This window comes from Klebsiella sp. PK18 (assembly GCF_057784655.1).
Window position 1 is genome coordinate 3,815,333 of record NZ_CM173493.1, and the last position, 17,020, is coordinate 3,832,352.

The following is a 17,020-nucleotide window of genomic DNA, read 5'->3' on the forward strand; positions in this document are numbered from 1 at the left end:
TCGGCCGGGGGAATGACTTCCCCCGACGCGGGTACAGAGAACAACGGTGATTAATGCAGTACGGCAGGCAGCAGACGCGTCAGGTGACGTGCAGCCAAAAGTGCAATGGCATTTTCAATATCAGGGGCGAAGAAGCGATCCTGCGTATAGTGCGGCACGCGTTCGCGCAGCAGATGACGCGCCTCTTCCAGCAGCGGACTGGTAGTCAGCCCTTCGCGCATATCCAGGCCCTGCGCCGCCGCCAGCCACTCAACGGCCAGCACCCCGCGGGTGTTTTCCGCCATCGCCCACAGGCGACGACCGGCAGCCGGCGCCATCGAGACGTGGTCTTCCTGGTTGGCGGACGTCGGCAGGCTGTCAACGCTATGCGGGTGTGACAGCGCTTTGTTTTCACTGGCCAAAGCCGCCGCTGTGACCTGGGCGATCATAAACCCGGAGTTGACGCCGCCATTTTTCACGAGGAACGGCGGCAGCTGCGACATATGGCTGTCCATCATCAGCGCGATGCGACGCTCGGAGAGCGAGCCGATTTCGGCGATCGCCAGCGCGATATTATCCGCCGCCATCGCCACCGGTTCGGCGTGGAAGTTACCGCCGGAGATGACGTCATTTTCGGCGGCAAAGACCAGCGGGTTATCGGAGACCGCATTCGCTTCGGCTAACAGTACTTCCGCCGCCTGGCGGATCTGCGTCAGGCAGGCGCCCATCACTTGCGGCTGGCAGCGCAGTGAGTACGGATCCTGAACCTTGGTGCAATTATGATGCGACCGCGAGATCGCGCTGTCATCGGTCAACAGGTGGCGATACAGTGCCGCCGCATCAATCTGCCCGCGCTGGCCGCGCACCTCGTGAATACGCGCGTCGAACGGACGACGCGAACCCAGCGCCGCTTCGGTGGTTAACGCCCCGCAGACGACCGCGGAGGCGAACAGATCTTCGGCTTCGAACAGACCGCGCAGCGCAAAAGCCGTCGAGGCCTGGGTGCCGTTCAGCAGCGCCAGGCCCTCTTTCGCCGCCAGGGTAATCGGCTCCAGCCCCGCCTGACGCAGCGCGTCGGTCGCTGGCAGCCATTCGCCGCCGCGTACCCGCGCTTTGCCTTCGCCCAGCAGCGTCAGCGACATATGCGCCAGCGGCGCGAGGTCGCCGGAGGCGCCGACGGAACCTTTCGCCGGGATCCACGGCGTCACGCCGGCATTCACCAGGCCAATCAGCGCCTGGATCACGCTCAGGCGGATCCCGGAGAAACCGCGGGACAGGCTGTTAATCTTCAGCACCATAATCAGGCGCGCCAGGTCATCGTCCAGCGGCTCGCCAACGCCCGCCGCATGGGACAGCACCAGCGAACGCTGCAGGTTCTCCAGATCGTCCGTCGAGATACGGGTCTGCGCCAGCAGGCCAAAGCCGGTGTTGATGCCGTAGGCGGTACGCCCTTCGGCAAGGATGGCGTTGACGCAGGCCACACTCTCATCAATGGCGGCAAACGCGCTGCTGTCGAGGGTAATGTTCAGCGGGTGGCTGTAAACCTCGCGGAGCTGCGACAGGCTCAGTTTCCCCGGAATGAGCGTTAACGATTTCATTTAGCGTTCCCCTGCGTTGCTGCCACCATCGGAAGATTCAGACCCTGTTCTGCTGCGCATTCAATAGCAATATCGTAACCCGCATCGGCATGACGCATCACGCCGGTCGCCGGGTCGTTGCGCAGGACGCGAGCGATACGCGCCGCCGCTTCATCGGTACCATCACAGACGATAACCATACCGGAGTGCTGCGAGAAGCCCATGCCTACGCCGCCGCCGTGGTGCAGCGACACCCAGGTCGCGCCGCTGGCGGTGTTAAGCAGTGCGTTGAGCAACGGCCAGTCAGATACCGCATCCGAGCCGTCGCGCATGGCTTCGGTTTCGCGGTTCGGGCTGGCGACGGAGCCGGAATCAAGGTGATCGCGGCCAATCACGATCGGCGCGGAGACTTCGCCGCTACGCACCATTTCGTTAAAGGCCAGCCCCAGCTTCTGCCGCCACTCCAGACCTACCCAGCAGATACGCGCCGGCAGTCCCTGGAAGCTGATGCGCTCGCGCGCCATATCCAGCCAGTGGTGCAGATGCTTATCATCTTTAATGATCTCTTTCACTTTCGCGTCGGTTTTGTAGATATCCTGCGGATCGCCGGACAGCGCTACCCAACGGAACGGGCCGATACCGCGGCAGAACAGCGGACGGATATACGCCGGCACGAAGCCCGGGAAATCGAAGGCGTTGCTGACGCCCATTTCCTGCGCCATCTGGCGGATGTTGTTGCCGTAGTCGAAGGTCGGTACGCCCATTTCATTAAAGGCCAGCATCGCCTGCACGTGGTCGGCCATCGAGCGTTTGGCCGCCAGGATAGTGCCTTGCGGATCGGATTCGGCTTTCTGCTGATACTCCTCCCAGCTCCATCCTTTCGGCAGATAGCCGTGCAGCGGGTCGTGGGCGCTGGTCTGGTCGGTGACCATATCCGGGCGTACGCCGCGTTTCACCAGTTCCGGAACGATATCCGCGGCGTTGCCGCACAGCGCGATGGAGATAGCGCGGCCTTCGGCGGTGTATTTTTTGATGCGCGCCAGGGCGTCATCCAGAGAAGTGGCCTGTTCATCAACGTAGCGGGTACGCAGACGGAAATCGATGCGGCTCTGCTGGCATTCAATGTTCAGCGAGCAGGCGCCTGCCAGCGTCGCGGCCAGCGGCTGCGCGCCGCCCATACCGCCCAGACCGGCGGTTAATACCCAGCGGCCTTTCAGGCTACCCTGATAGTGCTGACGACCGGCTTCGACGAAGGTTTCGTAGGTGCCCTGCACGATGCCCTGGCTACCGATGTAGATCCAGCTGCCGGCGGTCATCTGGCCGTACATCGCCAGCCCTTTAGCATCCAGTTCGTTGAAGTGTTCCCAGGTGGCCCAGTGCGGGACCAGGTTGGAGTTAGCGATTAGCACGCGCGGCGAGTTTTCATGCGTTTTAAAGACGCCGACCGGTTTGCCGGACTGCACCAGCAGAGTCTCGTCGCTTTCCAGGTTTTTCAGCGCCTTCACGATAGCGTCATAGCATTCCCAGTTGCGCGCAGCGCGACCAATACCGCCATAGACCACCAGCTCATGCGGGTTTTCAGCGACATCGGGATCGAGGTTGTTCATTAACATACGCAGCGGCGCTTCGGTCAACCAGCTCCTGGCGGTCAGCGTCGTGCCTCTCGGGGCACGGACGTCCAGCTGGCGATATTTGCTTTGCGACATCGGGGTTTCTCCTGACAATTAACGTTGTGTACGTAGATACATATACTTGTCTATACAACTCTGCGCAAGCCAGGATTTAACAGAAATGATACAATTTTGTTATATTGCGTCAGCAATCACGTTTTGCTGACGCCAGGGAAAATTACGAGCTGAAATGGCCCTGCAGACGGTAGCGCGCGCCGGGGAACAGCAGGCGAGCGTGTGAGACGATATGCGTCTTCGACCAGGTGCGACGGCGAATAAGCAGGCAGGGATCGTGCGGCAGAATGCGCAGCAACGCGCACTCCTCTGACGTCGCCTGCACCGCCTCGACAATATGTTCGCCTTCGGTTAATGGCGCGATCAGCGACAGATAATCATGCGGCGTGGTAGTGGTGTAATCCTGTAACAAGTAATCCGGCACCACCGCAGCATTCACGCAGCGATCTTCGATTTGTACCGGAACCTCGTTTTCGAAATGCACCATCCGTGAATGAAAGATACGCGTGCCTTCGGCGACGGTGAGCGCCTCCGCCTGAATGAGATCGGCTTCGGTCTCCTCCAGCAGCAGCACTTCACAGCGGTGCTGATGGCGACGAGAGACAATTTCATCGGCAATGCTGCGCACTTCAAACAGCGCCGACTGCCCTTTCGGCTCGGCGACGAAGGTCCCTACCCCCTGCAGCCTGACCAGCAGGCCTTCATCCGTCAGCTCGCGCAGCGCGCGGTTGATGGTCATCCGGCTGAAGCCGAACTGGGCAACCAGTTCAGCCTCCGAGGGAATTCGGTCGTGCGGACGCCACTCGCCGCGGTAGATTTTTTCGCTGATCGCCTGCTTCACCTTTTCATAGAAAGGCGCGGGCGCGGAACGAGGTTGTTGTGCAAACATGGCCTGGCTTTCCTTATGCATAATAAGCGGAGCGGCGAAGCGAAAATAATAGCGCGGATCGCTAGCGCCACCAATGGGCGATTTGCCATGCCAGACGGGCCGCCGCGCGGGCGCCCTGTCCATCGATGTCAAATTGCGGATTAAACTCGACCAAATCCACCGCCTGCAGCTTTCCGCTGCGGCACAACGGCTCAACGATGCGCAGCAGGATTGCCAGCGGCACGCCCAGCGCCGCCGGCGCGGAAACCGCCGGCATTTCGCGCGCCGGCAGCACGTCGAGATCGATGGTCAGATACAGACGATCGTACTGCGCGATATTGCGCTCCAGCTCCGGCAACACGTGAGTGTCGAAGTCCGCCAGCACCGCCAGATCCTCAACGACAGCCACCTGGCGGCGCGCTGCTTCATCCCATAGCGCCTGGGTGTTCGCCGCCCGGCTGACGCCGATGCAGGTATAGTGAAAACCGCGCTGCTGGGCGTCACACTCCAGCGCCAGCTGGCGGAACGGCGTCCCGGAGCTGGCGCATTCGGCAAAGCGTAAATCCAGATGCGCATCGAGATTAATAATGCCCACTTTTTCGCCCGGAAAGGCATCCAGTACCCCAGCGCCGTGGCCGAAGGCCGTCTCGTGGCCGCCGCCCAGGACCAGCGTACGTTTACCGGCACGCTGGCAGGCGGCCACCGCCTCGCGCAGCGCCTGATGCGCGGCTTCTAACTGTTCGCCATCGACGCTAATCGTGCCCATATCCACGCAGCGGTCGTGGCCCTGATGGCTGGCCATATTGGCCAGCGCCCGGCGCAGCGCTTCCGGACCATGCCCGGCGCCGGTACGCCCTTTGTTACGCCGGACGCCTTCGTCACAGGCGAAGCCGAGCAGCGCGATATCACCGGGCATCTCCTGCGGCGCGAAGCGTTCCGCGCGGGCGATAGTCTGGAACAGGCGCAGCGCATTAGGCGCTTCCGCGCTATCATCGCGTCCCTGCCAAAGACTGGCGGGCGTAGCTTGCCACAGCATCATTGCCGTTCTCCTCGTACCACGCGTCCCCAGAGCGGCGCGCGCCCCGGCTCATACACCATCTCGACCGGATGCTCGGCATCCCAGATGGCAAAGTTAGCCACAAAGCCCGCCGCCAGCTGACCGTGGCTGTCCTGCCGCCCCAGCGCCCGCGCGGCATGGCGCGTTACCCCGGCCCAGGCCTCTTCCGGCGTTAAACCAAACTTGACGCAGGCCATGTTCATCGCCAGATGCAGGCTGGCGAAGGGGCTGGTGCCGGGGTTGAAATCGGTCGCCACCGCCATCGGCACCTGGTATTTGCGCAGCAGTTCCACCGGCGGTTTGCGGGTTTCATTAAGGAAGTAGAACGCGCCGGGGAGCAGAGCTGCCACGGTGCCGCTTTCGCGCATCGCCGCCACGCCCTCTTCCGTCAGATACTCGATATGGTCGGCGGACAGTCCGTGATAGCGGCTCACCAGCTGCGCACCTCCCAGCGACGAGAGCTGCTCAACGTGGCCTTTTACCGGAATGCCCAGCGCCTGCGCCGCCTGAAAGACGCGCTCGGTTTGCTGCGGGCTGAAGCCAACGTTTTCGCAAAAGACGTCAACGCTTTCAAACAGTCCCTCCTGCCACAGCGTCGGCAGTATGGTCTCGCAGACCAGCGAGATATAGCCATCGGCATCGCCTTGATATTCCGGCGGCGTGGCGTGGGCGGAGAGCAACGTCGCCGACAGTTCCACGCCATTGTCGTCGGCCAGCTGGCGGGCGACCCGCAGCATTTTGCGTTCGTTTTGCAGATCGAGACCGTAGCCGGATTTGATCTCCAGGGTGGTCACCCCTTCACGCAGCAGGCGTTCCAGACGCGGCTGCGCCAGCGCCAGTAGTTCCGCTTCGCTGCTGTCGCGCGTGGCGCGCACGGTGGAATTAATCCCACCGCCGTTAGCGCTGATGGTTTGATAGGAGACGCCGTTCAGCCGCTGCTCCCACTCCTGCGCCCGGCTGCCGCCAAAGATCAGGTGGGTATGGCAGTCGATTAAACCCGGCGTAACCAGCCGGCCTTCGAGATCGATACTGCGCCCGCCGGGGGCGTCAGCGTCGGCGACAATTGCCTCAATGCGGCCATTGCGCACCAGCAGCGCATGGCGCTCCAGCAGACCGTAGGGTTGAGAGTAATCAGGGTTCAGGGTGGCGAGACGCGCGTTTCGCCAGATAACGCGTTCAGAGGTGGCTTGAGTCATAGCGCTTAACTTGTCATGGGTTGTATAGACATTTATTTTCATAACGCCGATAAAGTCAACAATAGCGCGGGGAAATGTTATTTTTTTGTGACTAAAGACCATCCAGCAGGACTGAACGTTGCGTAAAGACGGTAAGTTTTTCCGCCCATGTCTTCCCGTTTCGTTCAAGTTAGTATAAAACAGCAGGTTTTAAAGGACTTATACCCTGGCGTCTCAGCCGGGGTATTTCACTACGCTTAATTTTGCCCGGAGCAACATGAACACATATTCCGTTTCCCGTCTGGCGCTGGCGCTGGCCTTCGGCGTGACGCTGTCCGCCTGTAGCTCGACGCCTGCCGATCAACAGCCCTCTACGCAGACTGCACCGGGCACCACCGCGCGTCCCATTCTGAACGCCGATGAAGCGAAAAACTTTACCCCGGCGGCCTATTTCCAGTCGCTGACTCCCAATGCCGCGGCCTGGACGCCATCTGCCATCAGCCTGCCGGCGCAGCCTGACTTTATCGTTGGCCCGGCGGGAACCCAGGGCGTGACCCATACCACCGTCCAGGCGGCGGTCGATGCGGCGATTGCCCGTCATTCAAATCGCCGTCTGTTTATTGCCATCATGCCTGGCGAGTACCCGGGAACGGTTTACGTACCGGCGGCGCCTGGCGCCCTGACCCTGTATGGTACCGGCGATAAACCGATTGACGTGAAAATCAGCGAAGCCATTGATTCTGAAATGGATCGCAACACCTGGCGCCGTCTGGTCAATCCGGGCGGTAAATATATGCCGGGCAAACCGGCATGGTATATGTTCGATAGCTGCCAGAATAAATCCGCGGCCACCGTCGGCGTGATGTGCTCTGCGGTCTTCTGGTCGCAGAATAACGGCCTGCAGCTGCAGAACCTGACCATCGCCAACAACCTTGGCGACAGCGTCGACGCCGGTACTCACCAGGCCGTCGCCCTGCGCACCGATGGCGATCAGGTGCAGATCAACAAGGTCAATATTCTTGGCCGTCAGAACACCTTCTTTGTGACCAACAGCGGCGTGCAGAACCGTCTGCAGGATAACCGCCAGACCCGCACCCTGGTGACCAACAGCTACATTGAAGGCGATGTGGATATCGTGTCCGGTCGCGGCGCGGTGGTATTTGATAACACCGATTTCCGCGTGGTGAACTCGCGTACCCAGAAAGAAGCCTATGTTTTCGCGCCGGCTACCCTGAAGAGCGTGACCTACGGCTTCCTGGCGACCAACAGCCGCTTTACCGCGTCCGGCGATAACGTCGCGCAGCTGGGCCGCGCGCTGGACGTTAACGGCAACAGCAATGGCCAGGTCGTGATCCGCGACAGCGTCATCAATGAAGGCTTTAACATCGCCCAGCCGTGGGCGGCAGCGGTCGGTTCAAACCGTGCCTTTAGCGGTAACGTTGGCGCAGTAGATGCCAAAGGCAATCTGCAGCGCAACCTCAACGACAATAGCGTCAATCGCATGTGGGAATATAACAACCGCGGCGTGGGAAGCACTGTGGTCGCCGAGCCGAAACAGTAACGCGCAACAAGCGTGAACCATAATAAAAGAGAGGGCGATGCCCTCTCTCAGACTGCTGACAACGTGCAATCTTCAGGGATTGCCCGGCGGCGCTGCGCTTGCGCGGGCCTACTGCTAACTGCATAACAGTTTGATATTGAAGTCTTTCGTAGGCCGGGTAAGGCGAATGCCGCCACCCGGCAGAAATGCGAGCACAATGACGAAACAGGTTTGTCGTCAGCCAGAGAGGGGGCGATGCCCCCTCTTCTCTTTTGCGTGTTCTCTTTTGCGTACTGCACGTCACGCCGTCAGGCGGTTCGCCATTTGCGGGTCAGCGGTTTTTCCAGTTCAACGATCAGGAACATCGCGAAGCCGATGATGAAGGTGATCACCCAGTAGCGGAACGGCAGCCCGGTGGTACCGAACAGCATCTGCATAAACGGCGCATAGATAATCAGCAGCTGCAGCACCAGCAGCACGCCGCTGACAATCCAGATCCCTTTGTTAGCCAGCAGACTTTTCGTCAACGAGAAACCATCCGACACGCGGCAGTTCAGCATATAGAACCATTGGGCGGTGACCAGGGTCTGCAACAGCACGGTACGGATAAACTCCGGCGAATAGCCGCGCGGCTGCAGCCAGGCTTCGAGAATAAATGCGCTGACCGCAATCATCGACCCCACAAACGCCACGCGCCAGATGGCAAAGCCGTCCATGACGTGAATTTTCGGATCACGCGGCGGCCGCCGCATAATATTTTTCTCACCGGCTTCAAACGCCAGACCAAACGACAGCGTGGCGGAAGTGGCCATGTTCATCCACAGGATCAGCACCGGCGTCAGCGGCAGTACGTTGCCCGCCAGCAGCGCGATCACGATCAGTAACCCCTGCGCAAGGTTGGTCGGCATGACGAAGAGAATGGTTTTCTTCAGGTTGTCATACACCCGACGCCCCTCGCGGACCGCGCTGGCGATGGTGGCGAAGTTATCATCGGTCAGCACCATATCGGCGGCTTCCTTGGTCACCTCGGTCCCCTTGATCCCCATCGCCACGCCGACGTCAGCCTGCTTCAGCGCCGGAGCATCGTTCACCCCGTCGCCGGTCATCCCGACAATCTCTTTCTTGCTCTGCAGGGCCTGCACCAGGCGGAACTTATCTTCCGGGCTGGTTCGGGCAAAGATATCATACTGCTGCGCGGCCACGCTCAGCTGCGCGTCGTCCATCACCTCCAGTTCGCGCCCGGTAATGGCATTCCCCGCATTGCCAATCCCCAGCATCTTGCCGATACTCATCGCCGTTTGCGGGTGGTCGCCGGTGATCATCTTCACGCGGATCCCGGCCTGCAGGCAGTCGGCAATCGCCGTGATGGCCTCCGGACGCGGCGGATCCATCATCCCGGCAACCCCTAACAAAATCACCCCCTGCTGCAGATCCTGATGGGTTAGTTCCGTCTGGCCTGCGGAAGCCGGCTTCCAGGCCGCGGCCACCATCCGTAGCCCTTCCCGGGCGTACTCTTCAATTTTGCCTTCCCAGTACGGTAGATCCAGCGGCTGCAATCCGCTGTCGCTCTGTTGATATTGACACAAGCGGAACAGGACATCCGGCGCGCCAGTGACCAGCACCACCTCCTCTTCACCCAGCCGGTAGAGGGTCGACATGTATTTATATTGCGAATCAAAAGGAATTTTACTGCGCAGCTCGCTGGTCAGCGGCGGCAGAGTAACCTTCGCCGCCAGTACCTTCAGCGCCCCCTCGGTCGGGCCACCGGTGATTTTCCACAACCCGCTCTCATCTTTAATAAGCTGACTGTCGTTACACAGATCGATGGTACGCAGATAGCGTTCGAACAGCGTGCCAGGCGCGACCGCGACCGGCGTCGGGTCATCAATGGCGTGGATCTTACCGACCGGCTCATAGCTATCCCCTTCCACCCGATAGACGCTGTCCGCGGTGATCACCGCCTTCACCGTCATTTCGTTCATGGTGAGGGTCCCGGTTTTATCCGAACAGATAACCGTCATCGCGCCGAGGGTTTCCACCGTCGGCAGCTTGCGGATAATCGCTTTCTGGCGCGCCATCGCCTGCACACCGAGCGACAGAATAATCGAGATAATCGCCGGCAAGCCTTCCGGGACTGACGCCACCGCGAGACTAATCAGCGACAGCATCAGTTCGGAGACCGGCATATCGCGGAACAGCAGGCTAAAGACGAACAGCGCCGCCATCATCACCAGAATGAGGATAAAGATGGCTTTGCCCAGCTTGTCCATTTGCACCAGCAGCGGCGTACGGTGTTTTTCAATGCCCGCCATCATCTGGTTGATGTGACCCAGCTCGGTATCGCCGCCGGTTGCCACCACGATCCCTTTGCCCGCCCCTGAGCTGACGGTGGTACCGGAAAACAACAGGTTGCTGCGATCGCCGAGCGGTAAATCGCCGCTCAGCGGCTCGGTGGTTTTTTCCACCACCGTTGACTCCCCGGTGAGGATGGCCTCTTCCACCCGCAGGTTGTGCGCCTCAATCACCCGTAAATCAGCGGGGATACGGTCGCCGGCGCGGATCACCACGATATCGCCGGGTACCAGCGAGGTGGTGGGGATGGTTTCATGGTTACCCTGGCGGATCACTACCGCTTCGCTGGACAGCATATTGCGGATACTCTGCAGCGATTTCTCCGCATTACTTTCCTGGATGAAGCCAATCAGCGCATTGACGACCGCCACCGCGAGGATCACCGCCATGTCGATCCAATGGCCCATCACCGCCTTCAGCAGCGCCGCCGCCAGCAGCACGTAGATCAGTACATCGTTAAAATGCACGATAAAACGCAGCCAGGCTGGCTTACCCGGCTTCTGCGGCAGGGCGTTTTCGCCATACTGCTGCAGGCGTGTGGCCGCTTCTGTCCCGCTAATGCCCTCCGGCGTACTTTGCACGCTGGCGAGCGTCTCCTCGACGGAACGCTGATAGAAGGGCGCCCCCGGTTTATCTGTATTCATACTCTCTCCCTCGATTTCTGAAGCGGAAGTCAGGACGACATCCCGCCGTCATCAGCGCACAACGAAAACCGGTACATGGGCGTAGCGCACGATGTTTGCCGCTTCAGAGCCCAGAAGATGGGTCTGGATCCCCGGATTGCGCGAACCGACAATCACCACGTCCGCTTTCAGCTCATCGGCCAGGTCAATCACTTGATCGCGAATATTGCCACTGCGCACATAAAGATGGCTGGTCTCTTCCGCCAGGGCATTTTTCTTTACCAGATCGCTGAGTTTTTCCTTAGCGGTAGAAATCAAATGCTCTTCCATCTTTCGCGCATCAGAGATAAATCCACGTGTTAATACCGGTGAAAATGCCGGAATAACATGCACAAGATGAATTTGCCCGGCAGAGTGCTGGGCGAGGAATTTCGCATGAGAGAGGGCTTTGTCGGCCAGGCCTGGATCAAACACGTCAACGGGAACAACGATATTTTTATACATGAGATAATCCTTTTATTACCAATACAATGCGTAGTGATGAATAGCCCCATACTTGGGGAGGAAGCAAATCTCAACAACAGAAGCGGCAAGCGGAATCAATGTTATTAAACGTAGCACAGGAAAATTAACATTAGAAAATGAGCCATTAATAGACTGAAAAATATTATAAAAGCCCGCGAAAGCCCGCAGATCTCCTGCCCTTAACCCCTTGACGCCAACAGCGACGCGGTATTCTCTTTTTTAACACTTCATGTTTTCTCCGACTATGCTGATTACAAGCAGGAGTGCCGCACCGAATGTCCGACGGTCACACATTGTGCCGGGCGAAATGACATTCGCGGTTCGGGTGGGAGTTAAGGGAGAAAATCATGTTTGGTTATAGCCTGTTACGTCTGGGATTGTTTGTCGCGCTGGCCATTGTCGCCTGTACACTGGTAGGACTATTCACCTATCTGGTTGTCGCCGCCCTCGCAGAATAAGCGTGCGCCGCCTAATAAAAACGTAAAATAAATCATGAGTCTGAGGGGAATACTGTGAACCGTTATTTTTCTCTCATCCCGGTTGTTATTTTATTAACAACCGCTTGCGATCAGAAAGCGCCGTCCGTCGAGGCAGCCCCCCGGATGGTCAAGGTGGCGCAAGTCACCGCCGTGGGTAATACCCAGCAGCGGACATTTCCAGCCCGCATCGAGTCTGGCGACTCCACCGAGCTGTCGTTTAAACGGGGTGGTCAGGTGGAGTCACTGGATATTCGCCAGGGTGCAACCCTAACTCAGGGACAAACGTTGGCGCGTCTGAATGCCCGTGAAGCCCAGCAGCGGGTCAATGAGCGACAAACGGCGGCGACCCTCGCCCAGCGTCAGTTTGATCGTTTCCAGACCCTTGCAGGACGTCAGGCGATTTCCCAGGCGGAGATGGACGTGCAGCGCGCCAATCGCGATGCCGCCAACGCGGCCTTGAAAATTGCCCGTGAAGAGCTGGCGCAAATGAGTCTCACCGCCCCCTTCGGCGGGATTGCCGCCGGCGTGCATATCCGTAATCATCAGGTGGTCGCCGCTGGCCAGCCGGTGATTACCCTGACGCGTACCGACCTGCTCGATGTGGTCTTCAGCATTCCGGAAAATCTGTTCACCTCGCTCGATATCCGCAATACCGCCTACCGCCCCGTCGTCAGGATCAATACTCTGCCGGGCCGCGAGTTTACCGCGGAATACAAAGAGCATACCGGCAGCAGCGACAACAGCACCCTCACCTGGCAGATCATTTTAACCATGCCGCGACCAGATGATTTTCCCACCGTCGGCGGGGTTAGCGGCACCGTGACGGTCAATCTCGGCAATTTGCCGGCCAGCGCCGGACGGGAAACCCTCGTAGTGCCCGTGGAAGCAGTGTTTAACCCCGATAACCGACCGAAGAATGAACCGGTCGTCTGGGTGGTAAAAGGCGAAAACGCCCATCTGTATCTTGAGGAGCGCAGAGTCACGGTCGGGGAAGTGACCTCGCAGGGAGTGATGATCACCGAAGGGCTCCGTGCGGGCGAACAGGTGGTTGCAGCGGGGGTAAGCGAACTCCACGACCGGCAGCCGGTGCGGATCTGGACGCGTGAACGAGGATTATAAATGGACATTTCCCGTCAGTTTATTAACAACCCGACCCGCGTCTGGTTAGCCATTTTGCTGTTGGGGGTGGGTGGCCTGTTCGCCCTGCTCAATATTGGCCGCCTGGAAGATCCCGCCTTCACCATCAAAACGGCGGTGATCGTCACCCACTACCCTGGCGCGTCCGCTCAGCAGGTGGAGGAGGAGGTGACCCTGCCGCTGGAAAACGCGATTCAGCAGCTTCCCTCGCTGGATAACGTCAGCTCCATCTCCTCGAATGGCTTATCGCAAATTACAGTGAATATTGCTTCGCAGTACCATTCCAGCGAACTGCCGCAAATCTGGGATGAGCTGCGTCGCCGCGTCGGTGACGCCAGCCGGCTTTTTCCCCCGGGGGTAGTCCCCTCCTTCGTCAATGATGACTTTGGCGATGTGTTTGGCTTTTTCTTCGCCATTTCGGGCGACAGTTTTACCAATCCTGAGCTGGTGCGCTATGCCGAGCAGTTGCGCCGTGAGCTGGTGCTGGTGCCGGGCGTCGGCAAAGTCGCCATTGGCGGCGCGATTCCACAGCAGATCAATGTTGATATCTCGCTGGCGAAAATGGCGGCGCGCGGTATTACGCTTAACCAGCTTGCCGCTATCCTGACCCGGCTCAACGTGGTATCCAGCGCCGGGGAGATCCGCGCCGGCAGCGAATCGATCCGCCTTCACCCCACCGGGGAGTTTCAGAATATCGATGAACTGGGGGATCTTCTGGTCAGCCCTCATGGCGCCAGCGCCACCACCCGACTACGGGATATTGCCACGTTGTCGCGCGGGCTGACCGACTCTCCCTCCAGTATCTATCATGCCAACGGCCGCCAGGCGGTGACCATGGGGGTCTCCTTTATCCCTGGCGTTAACGTCATTGACGTGGGGCATGCCCTCGAAGCCCGACTTCAGCAGATGGCCGCCGATAAACCGGCGGGTATCGACATCGCCATTTTTTACGATCAGGCGGCAGAGGTCGCCCACTCGGTCAATGGTTTTATTACCAACTTCCTGATGGCCCTGGCGATCGTCGTCGGCGTGCTGCTGGTGTTCATGGGGGTGCGCAGCGGGATCATTATTGCTTTGTCGCTGGCGCTCAACGTCCTCGGCACTCTGCTTATCATGTATATCTGGGGGATCGAGTTACAGCGAATCTCCCTCGGGGCGCTGATCATCGCCCTGAGTATGTTGGTGGACAATGCCATTGTCATTGTCGAAGGGGTGCTGATCGCCCGCCAGCAAGGATCTCCGCTGCTGGGCGCGATTAATTATGTGATCCGCCGCTCCGCCCTGCCGCTGCTCGGCGCCACCGTTATTGCCATCCTCGCCTTCGCGCCAATTGGCCTTTCCCAGGACTCCACCGGGGAGTATTGCAAATCCCTGTTCCAGGTGCTGCTGATCTCCCTGATGCTCAGCTGGTTTTCCGCCCTGACCATCACGCCGGTACTCATCAAGTGGTGGTTGTTTAAAAACGCCCCGTCGGCCGAGGCGCCGAAGGAAAAAGCCGATCCCTACCGCGGCCGCTTCTATCGTGGCTATCAGCAGACGCTGCGAATACTGCTGCAGCAAAAGACCCTGACGCTGGTGCTGATGGGCGCGCTGTTAGCCGGGGCGATCTGGGGCTTCACCTTCGTCCGGCAGAATTTCTTTCCGTCATCGAATACGCCCATTTTCTTTGTCGACCTGTGGTTGCCCTACGGTACCGATATTAACGCCACCGAGCAGATGACCCGCGATATTGAGCGGTCGATCGCCAGCCAGCCGGGGGTGGCTACCACCGTCTCCACCATTGGCCAGGGCAGTATGCGATTTATTCTCACCTACAGCGGGCAGCGCCAGTACAGCAACTACGCGCAGATTATGGTGCGGATGGACGACCAGCGCAGTATCGCCCCCGTCACCCGCCACGTCGAGGCCTGGATTGCCAGAAACTACCCGCAGGTGAACGCCAGCACCAAACGCATTATGTTCGGCCCGTCCGGCGATAGCGCGATTGAAGTGCGCATTAAGGGCCCTGATCCGGATACTCTGCGCGCGCTGGCCAGTCAGGTGGGCGACATTCTCGCCGCGGATCCGGCGACCGACAGCGTACGTAACGACTGGCAGAACCGCAGCAAGGTGATCCGCCCGCAATACTCTCTGGCGTTGGGACGTGAGCTGGGGGTGGATAAACAGGATATTGATAGCGCGCTGGAGATGAATTTCTCCGGCAGTCGCGCCGGGTTATATCGCGAGGGCGCCGACCTGCTGCCGGTTATCGTCCGTCCGCCGGAAGCGGAGCGACAGGATGCCAATCACCTGAATAACGTGCTGGTCTGGAGCCAGAGCCGGCAGCAGTATATTCCGTTGAGTAACGTCATCCATGGCTTCTCGCTGGAGTGGGAAGATCCATTGATTCTCCGTCGCGATCGCACCCGCGTGCTTACCGTTCAGACCGACCCCAGCCCGCAAAGCAGCCAAACGTCGGGCGATATCCTTGCCAGGGTGAAACCACGCATTGACGCGCTGACGCTGCCGCATGGCTACCGCATCGAATGGGGCGGCGATGCGGAGAACTCCAGTGAAGCGCAGCAAGGGCTGTTCACGACCCTGCCGCTTGGCTATCTGGTGATGTTTATCATTACGGTGCTGATGTTCAGTTCGCTGAAAAACGCTGTTGCCATCTGGCTGACCGTCCCGCTGGCGCTGATCGGCGTCACGCCCGGTTTTTTGCTGACCGGCATCCCTTTCGGCTTTATGGCCTTAATCGGCCTGCTTAGCCTCAGCGGTATGCTGATCCGCAACGGCATTGTGCTGGTGGAAGAGATAGAGCAACAAAAACAGGAGAAAGATCAAAGACAAGCAATCATTGATGCGGCAACCTCTCGTCTGCGGCCGATCCTGCTGACCGCCTTTACTACTGTGCTTGGCCTTGCCCCGCTGCTGCGCGATGTCTTTTTCCAGAGTATGGCGGTGGTGATCATGTTCGGCCTCGCCTTTGCCACCGTACTGACGCTACTGGTTCTGCCGGTAATTTACGCTTGCTTCCACCATAAGGATATGACGCCTCAACGATGAACAGTACCGGTCTCAGCATTATCAAGACATTAGGCTGTATGACAGCGGTGACCTTTTTCACTATCTATAACACCTGGGATCACTATGATTATGACTATCACTGGATCCTCGGGCTGCTGACCTTTATCTCGACCATCGCGACGCCGTTGTTTTTTGTGGTGGCTGGTTATCTTGATGCACAGACGCGTCACGATGCCAACTGGCAAATCGGCAAAATTAAAAGCGTGGTCATCGTCTTTCTGTTCTGGGTAACGGTCTATTATGTCTGGGAGCCTTATCAGCGCGGCTACCTGATCCAGCCCTGGTTTATTTTCGCCCTGATCGTGATCTATACCTTCCATCCCTTTATCGCCTGGCTCAGCCAGCGGCGGGGCCTGTTTTTCACCGTGGTTCTGACGCTGCTGTGCTGCGCTTATGGTTACGACCTGCTCTCGGTGCTCTACCCGGACAAACATCTCTTCAGCCTGCCGCCGCAGTATCGTCTGTGGACATGGCTACTTTTTTATTTAACCGGGCAGTTGTTTAACGATCCGCGAGTCACGGAGTGGATACGCGACCCGCGGGTGATTAAAGCCTCCATTATCGCCCTGCCCTTTGTCTATTTATTTACCTGGTTTTATGAACGCCATTTTTTCTTCGCGCTGTTTAAAGCCGATCGCAATGCGTTCATTCTGACGGGATCGCAAATTTATATTCTGATCGTCCTGCTGGTGATCGCCGCTAACGCCGTGCAGTTTAAAAAGAACCGCGAACTGAAGGAGGCGGTGCTGGCGACGGTTAGCAAAGCGATGACCGGGGTCTATATTCTGCACTACTCCGTTTTCCACCTGCTGGTGATGCTGATCCCTATTCACTCGTTAGCCACCAAGCTGGGCGTGATTGCGCTAACGTTTATCCTGTCGGTGCTCATTTCTCTCGCTGTGCTCTCCAGCACGCTGCTCAAGAAGGTGATAACCCTGTGACAAACGACGCGGC

General features: G+C 58.8%; 11 protein-coding genes. 4 read left to right on the forward strand and 7 right to left on the reverse strand.

The genetic code is table 11. The annotated features are described in order from the left end of the window. Window positions 1-50: 50 nt before the first annotated feature. From hutH to hutI, 5 genes are all read right to left on the reverse strand, one after another. Window positions 51-1,577: a histidine ammonia-lyase gene (gene hutH / locus AC3EMD_RS18625; protein ID WP_008805730.1), complete on the reverse strand. Its 1,527-nt coding sequence runs from the start codon at window positions 1,575-1,577 to the stop codon at window positions 51-53. Then, a complete protein-coding gene (gene hutU / locus AC3EMD_RS18630) occupies window positions 1,574-3,262 on the reverse strand; it encodes a urocanate hydratase (protein ID WP_012542404.1) in 1,689 nt (562 codons plus the stop codon). The genes hutH and hutU overlap by 4 nt, the downstream gene beginning before the upstream one ends. Before the next feature lie 142 nt (window positions 3,263-3,404). Further along, window positions 3,405-4,130: a histidine utilization repressor gene (locus AC3EMD_RS18635; protein WP_008805728.1), complete on the reverse strand. Its 726-nt coding sequence runs from the start codon at window positions 4,128-4,130 to the stop codon at window positions 3,405-3,407. 61 nt (window positions 4,131-4,191) lie between these two features. Further along, a complete protein-coding gene (gene hutG / locus AC3EMD_RS18640; protein WP_008805727.1) occupies window positions 4,192-5,148 on the reverse strand; it encodes a formimidoylglutamase in 957 nt (318 codons plus the stop codon). Continuing rightward, the gene (gene hutI, locus AC3EMD_RS18645; RefSeq protein ID WP_164078887.1) at window positions 5,145-6,464 is read right to left on the reverse strand and encodes an imidazolonepropionase; all 1,320 of its coding nucleotides are present in this window, start codon (window positions 6,462-6,464) and stop codon (window positions 5,145-5,147) included. The genes hutG and hutI overlap by 4 nt, the downstream gene beginning before the upstream one ends. Window positions 6,465-6,618: 154 nt before the next feature. Here hutI and AC3EMD_RS18650 point away from each other — a divergent pair, with 154 nt between their 5' ends. Further along, complete coding sequence (locus AC3EMD_RS18650) at window positions 6,619-7,902, forward strand: putative acyl-CoA thioester hydrolase (RefSeq protein WP_302073637.1); 1,284 nt, start codon at window positions 6,619-6,621, stop codon at window positions 7,900-7,902. 287 nt (window positions 7,903-8,189) lie between these two features. Here AC3EMD_RS18650 and AC3EMD_RS18655 read toward each other — a convergent pair whose 3' ends face one another. Together AC3EMD_RS18655 and AC3EMD_RS18660 are read right to left on the reverse strand one after the other, a co-directional pair. Further along, window positions 8,190-10,877 carry a cation-transporting P-type ATPase gene (locus AC3EMD_RS18655; protein WP_008805724.1) on the reverse strand — a complete coding sequence of 896 codons (2,688 nt, stop codon included), beginning with the start codon at window positions 10,875-10,877 and terminating at the stop codon, window positions 8,190-8,192. A gap of 51 nt (window positions 10,878-10,928) precedes the next feature. Continuing rightward, entirely contained in the window at window positions 10,929-11,360 is a 432-nt protein-coding gene (locus tag AC3EMD_RS18660) for a universal stress protein (protein ID WP_302073638.1), read from the reverse strand. Window positions 11,361-11,893: 533 nt separating this feature from the next. Here AC3EMD_RS18660 and AC3EMD_RS18665 point away from each other — a divergent pair. From AC3EMD_RS18665 to AC3EMD_RS18675, 3 genes are read left to right on the forward strand one after another with little or no spacing between them, the layout of a single operon-like run. Continuing rightward, window positions 11,894-12,979, forward strand: coding sequence for an efflux RND transporter periplasmic adaptor subunit (locus AC3EMD_RS18665; RefSeq protein ID WP_012542406.1), 1,086 nt, complete (start codon window positions 11,894-11,896; stop codon window positions 12,977-12,979). After that, on the forward strand, window positions 12,980-16,045 hold the full coding sequence (locus tag AC3EMD_RS18670; protein WP_166716206.1) for an efflux RND transporter permease subunit: 3,066 nt from the start codon (window positions 12,980-12,982) through the stop codon (window positions 16,043-16,045). It abuts the gene before it with no gap. Between the two features lie 38 nt (window positions 16,046-16,083). Further along, window positions 16,084-17,007, forward strand: a complete 924-nt coding sequence (locus AC3EMD_RS18675) for an acyltransferase (RefSeq protein WP_162493330.1) — start codon at window positions 16,084-16,086, stop codon at window positions 17,005-17,007. The last annotated feature ends 13 nt before the right edge of the window (window positions 17,008-17,020 follow it).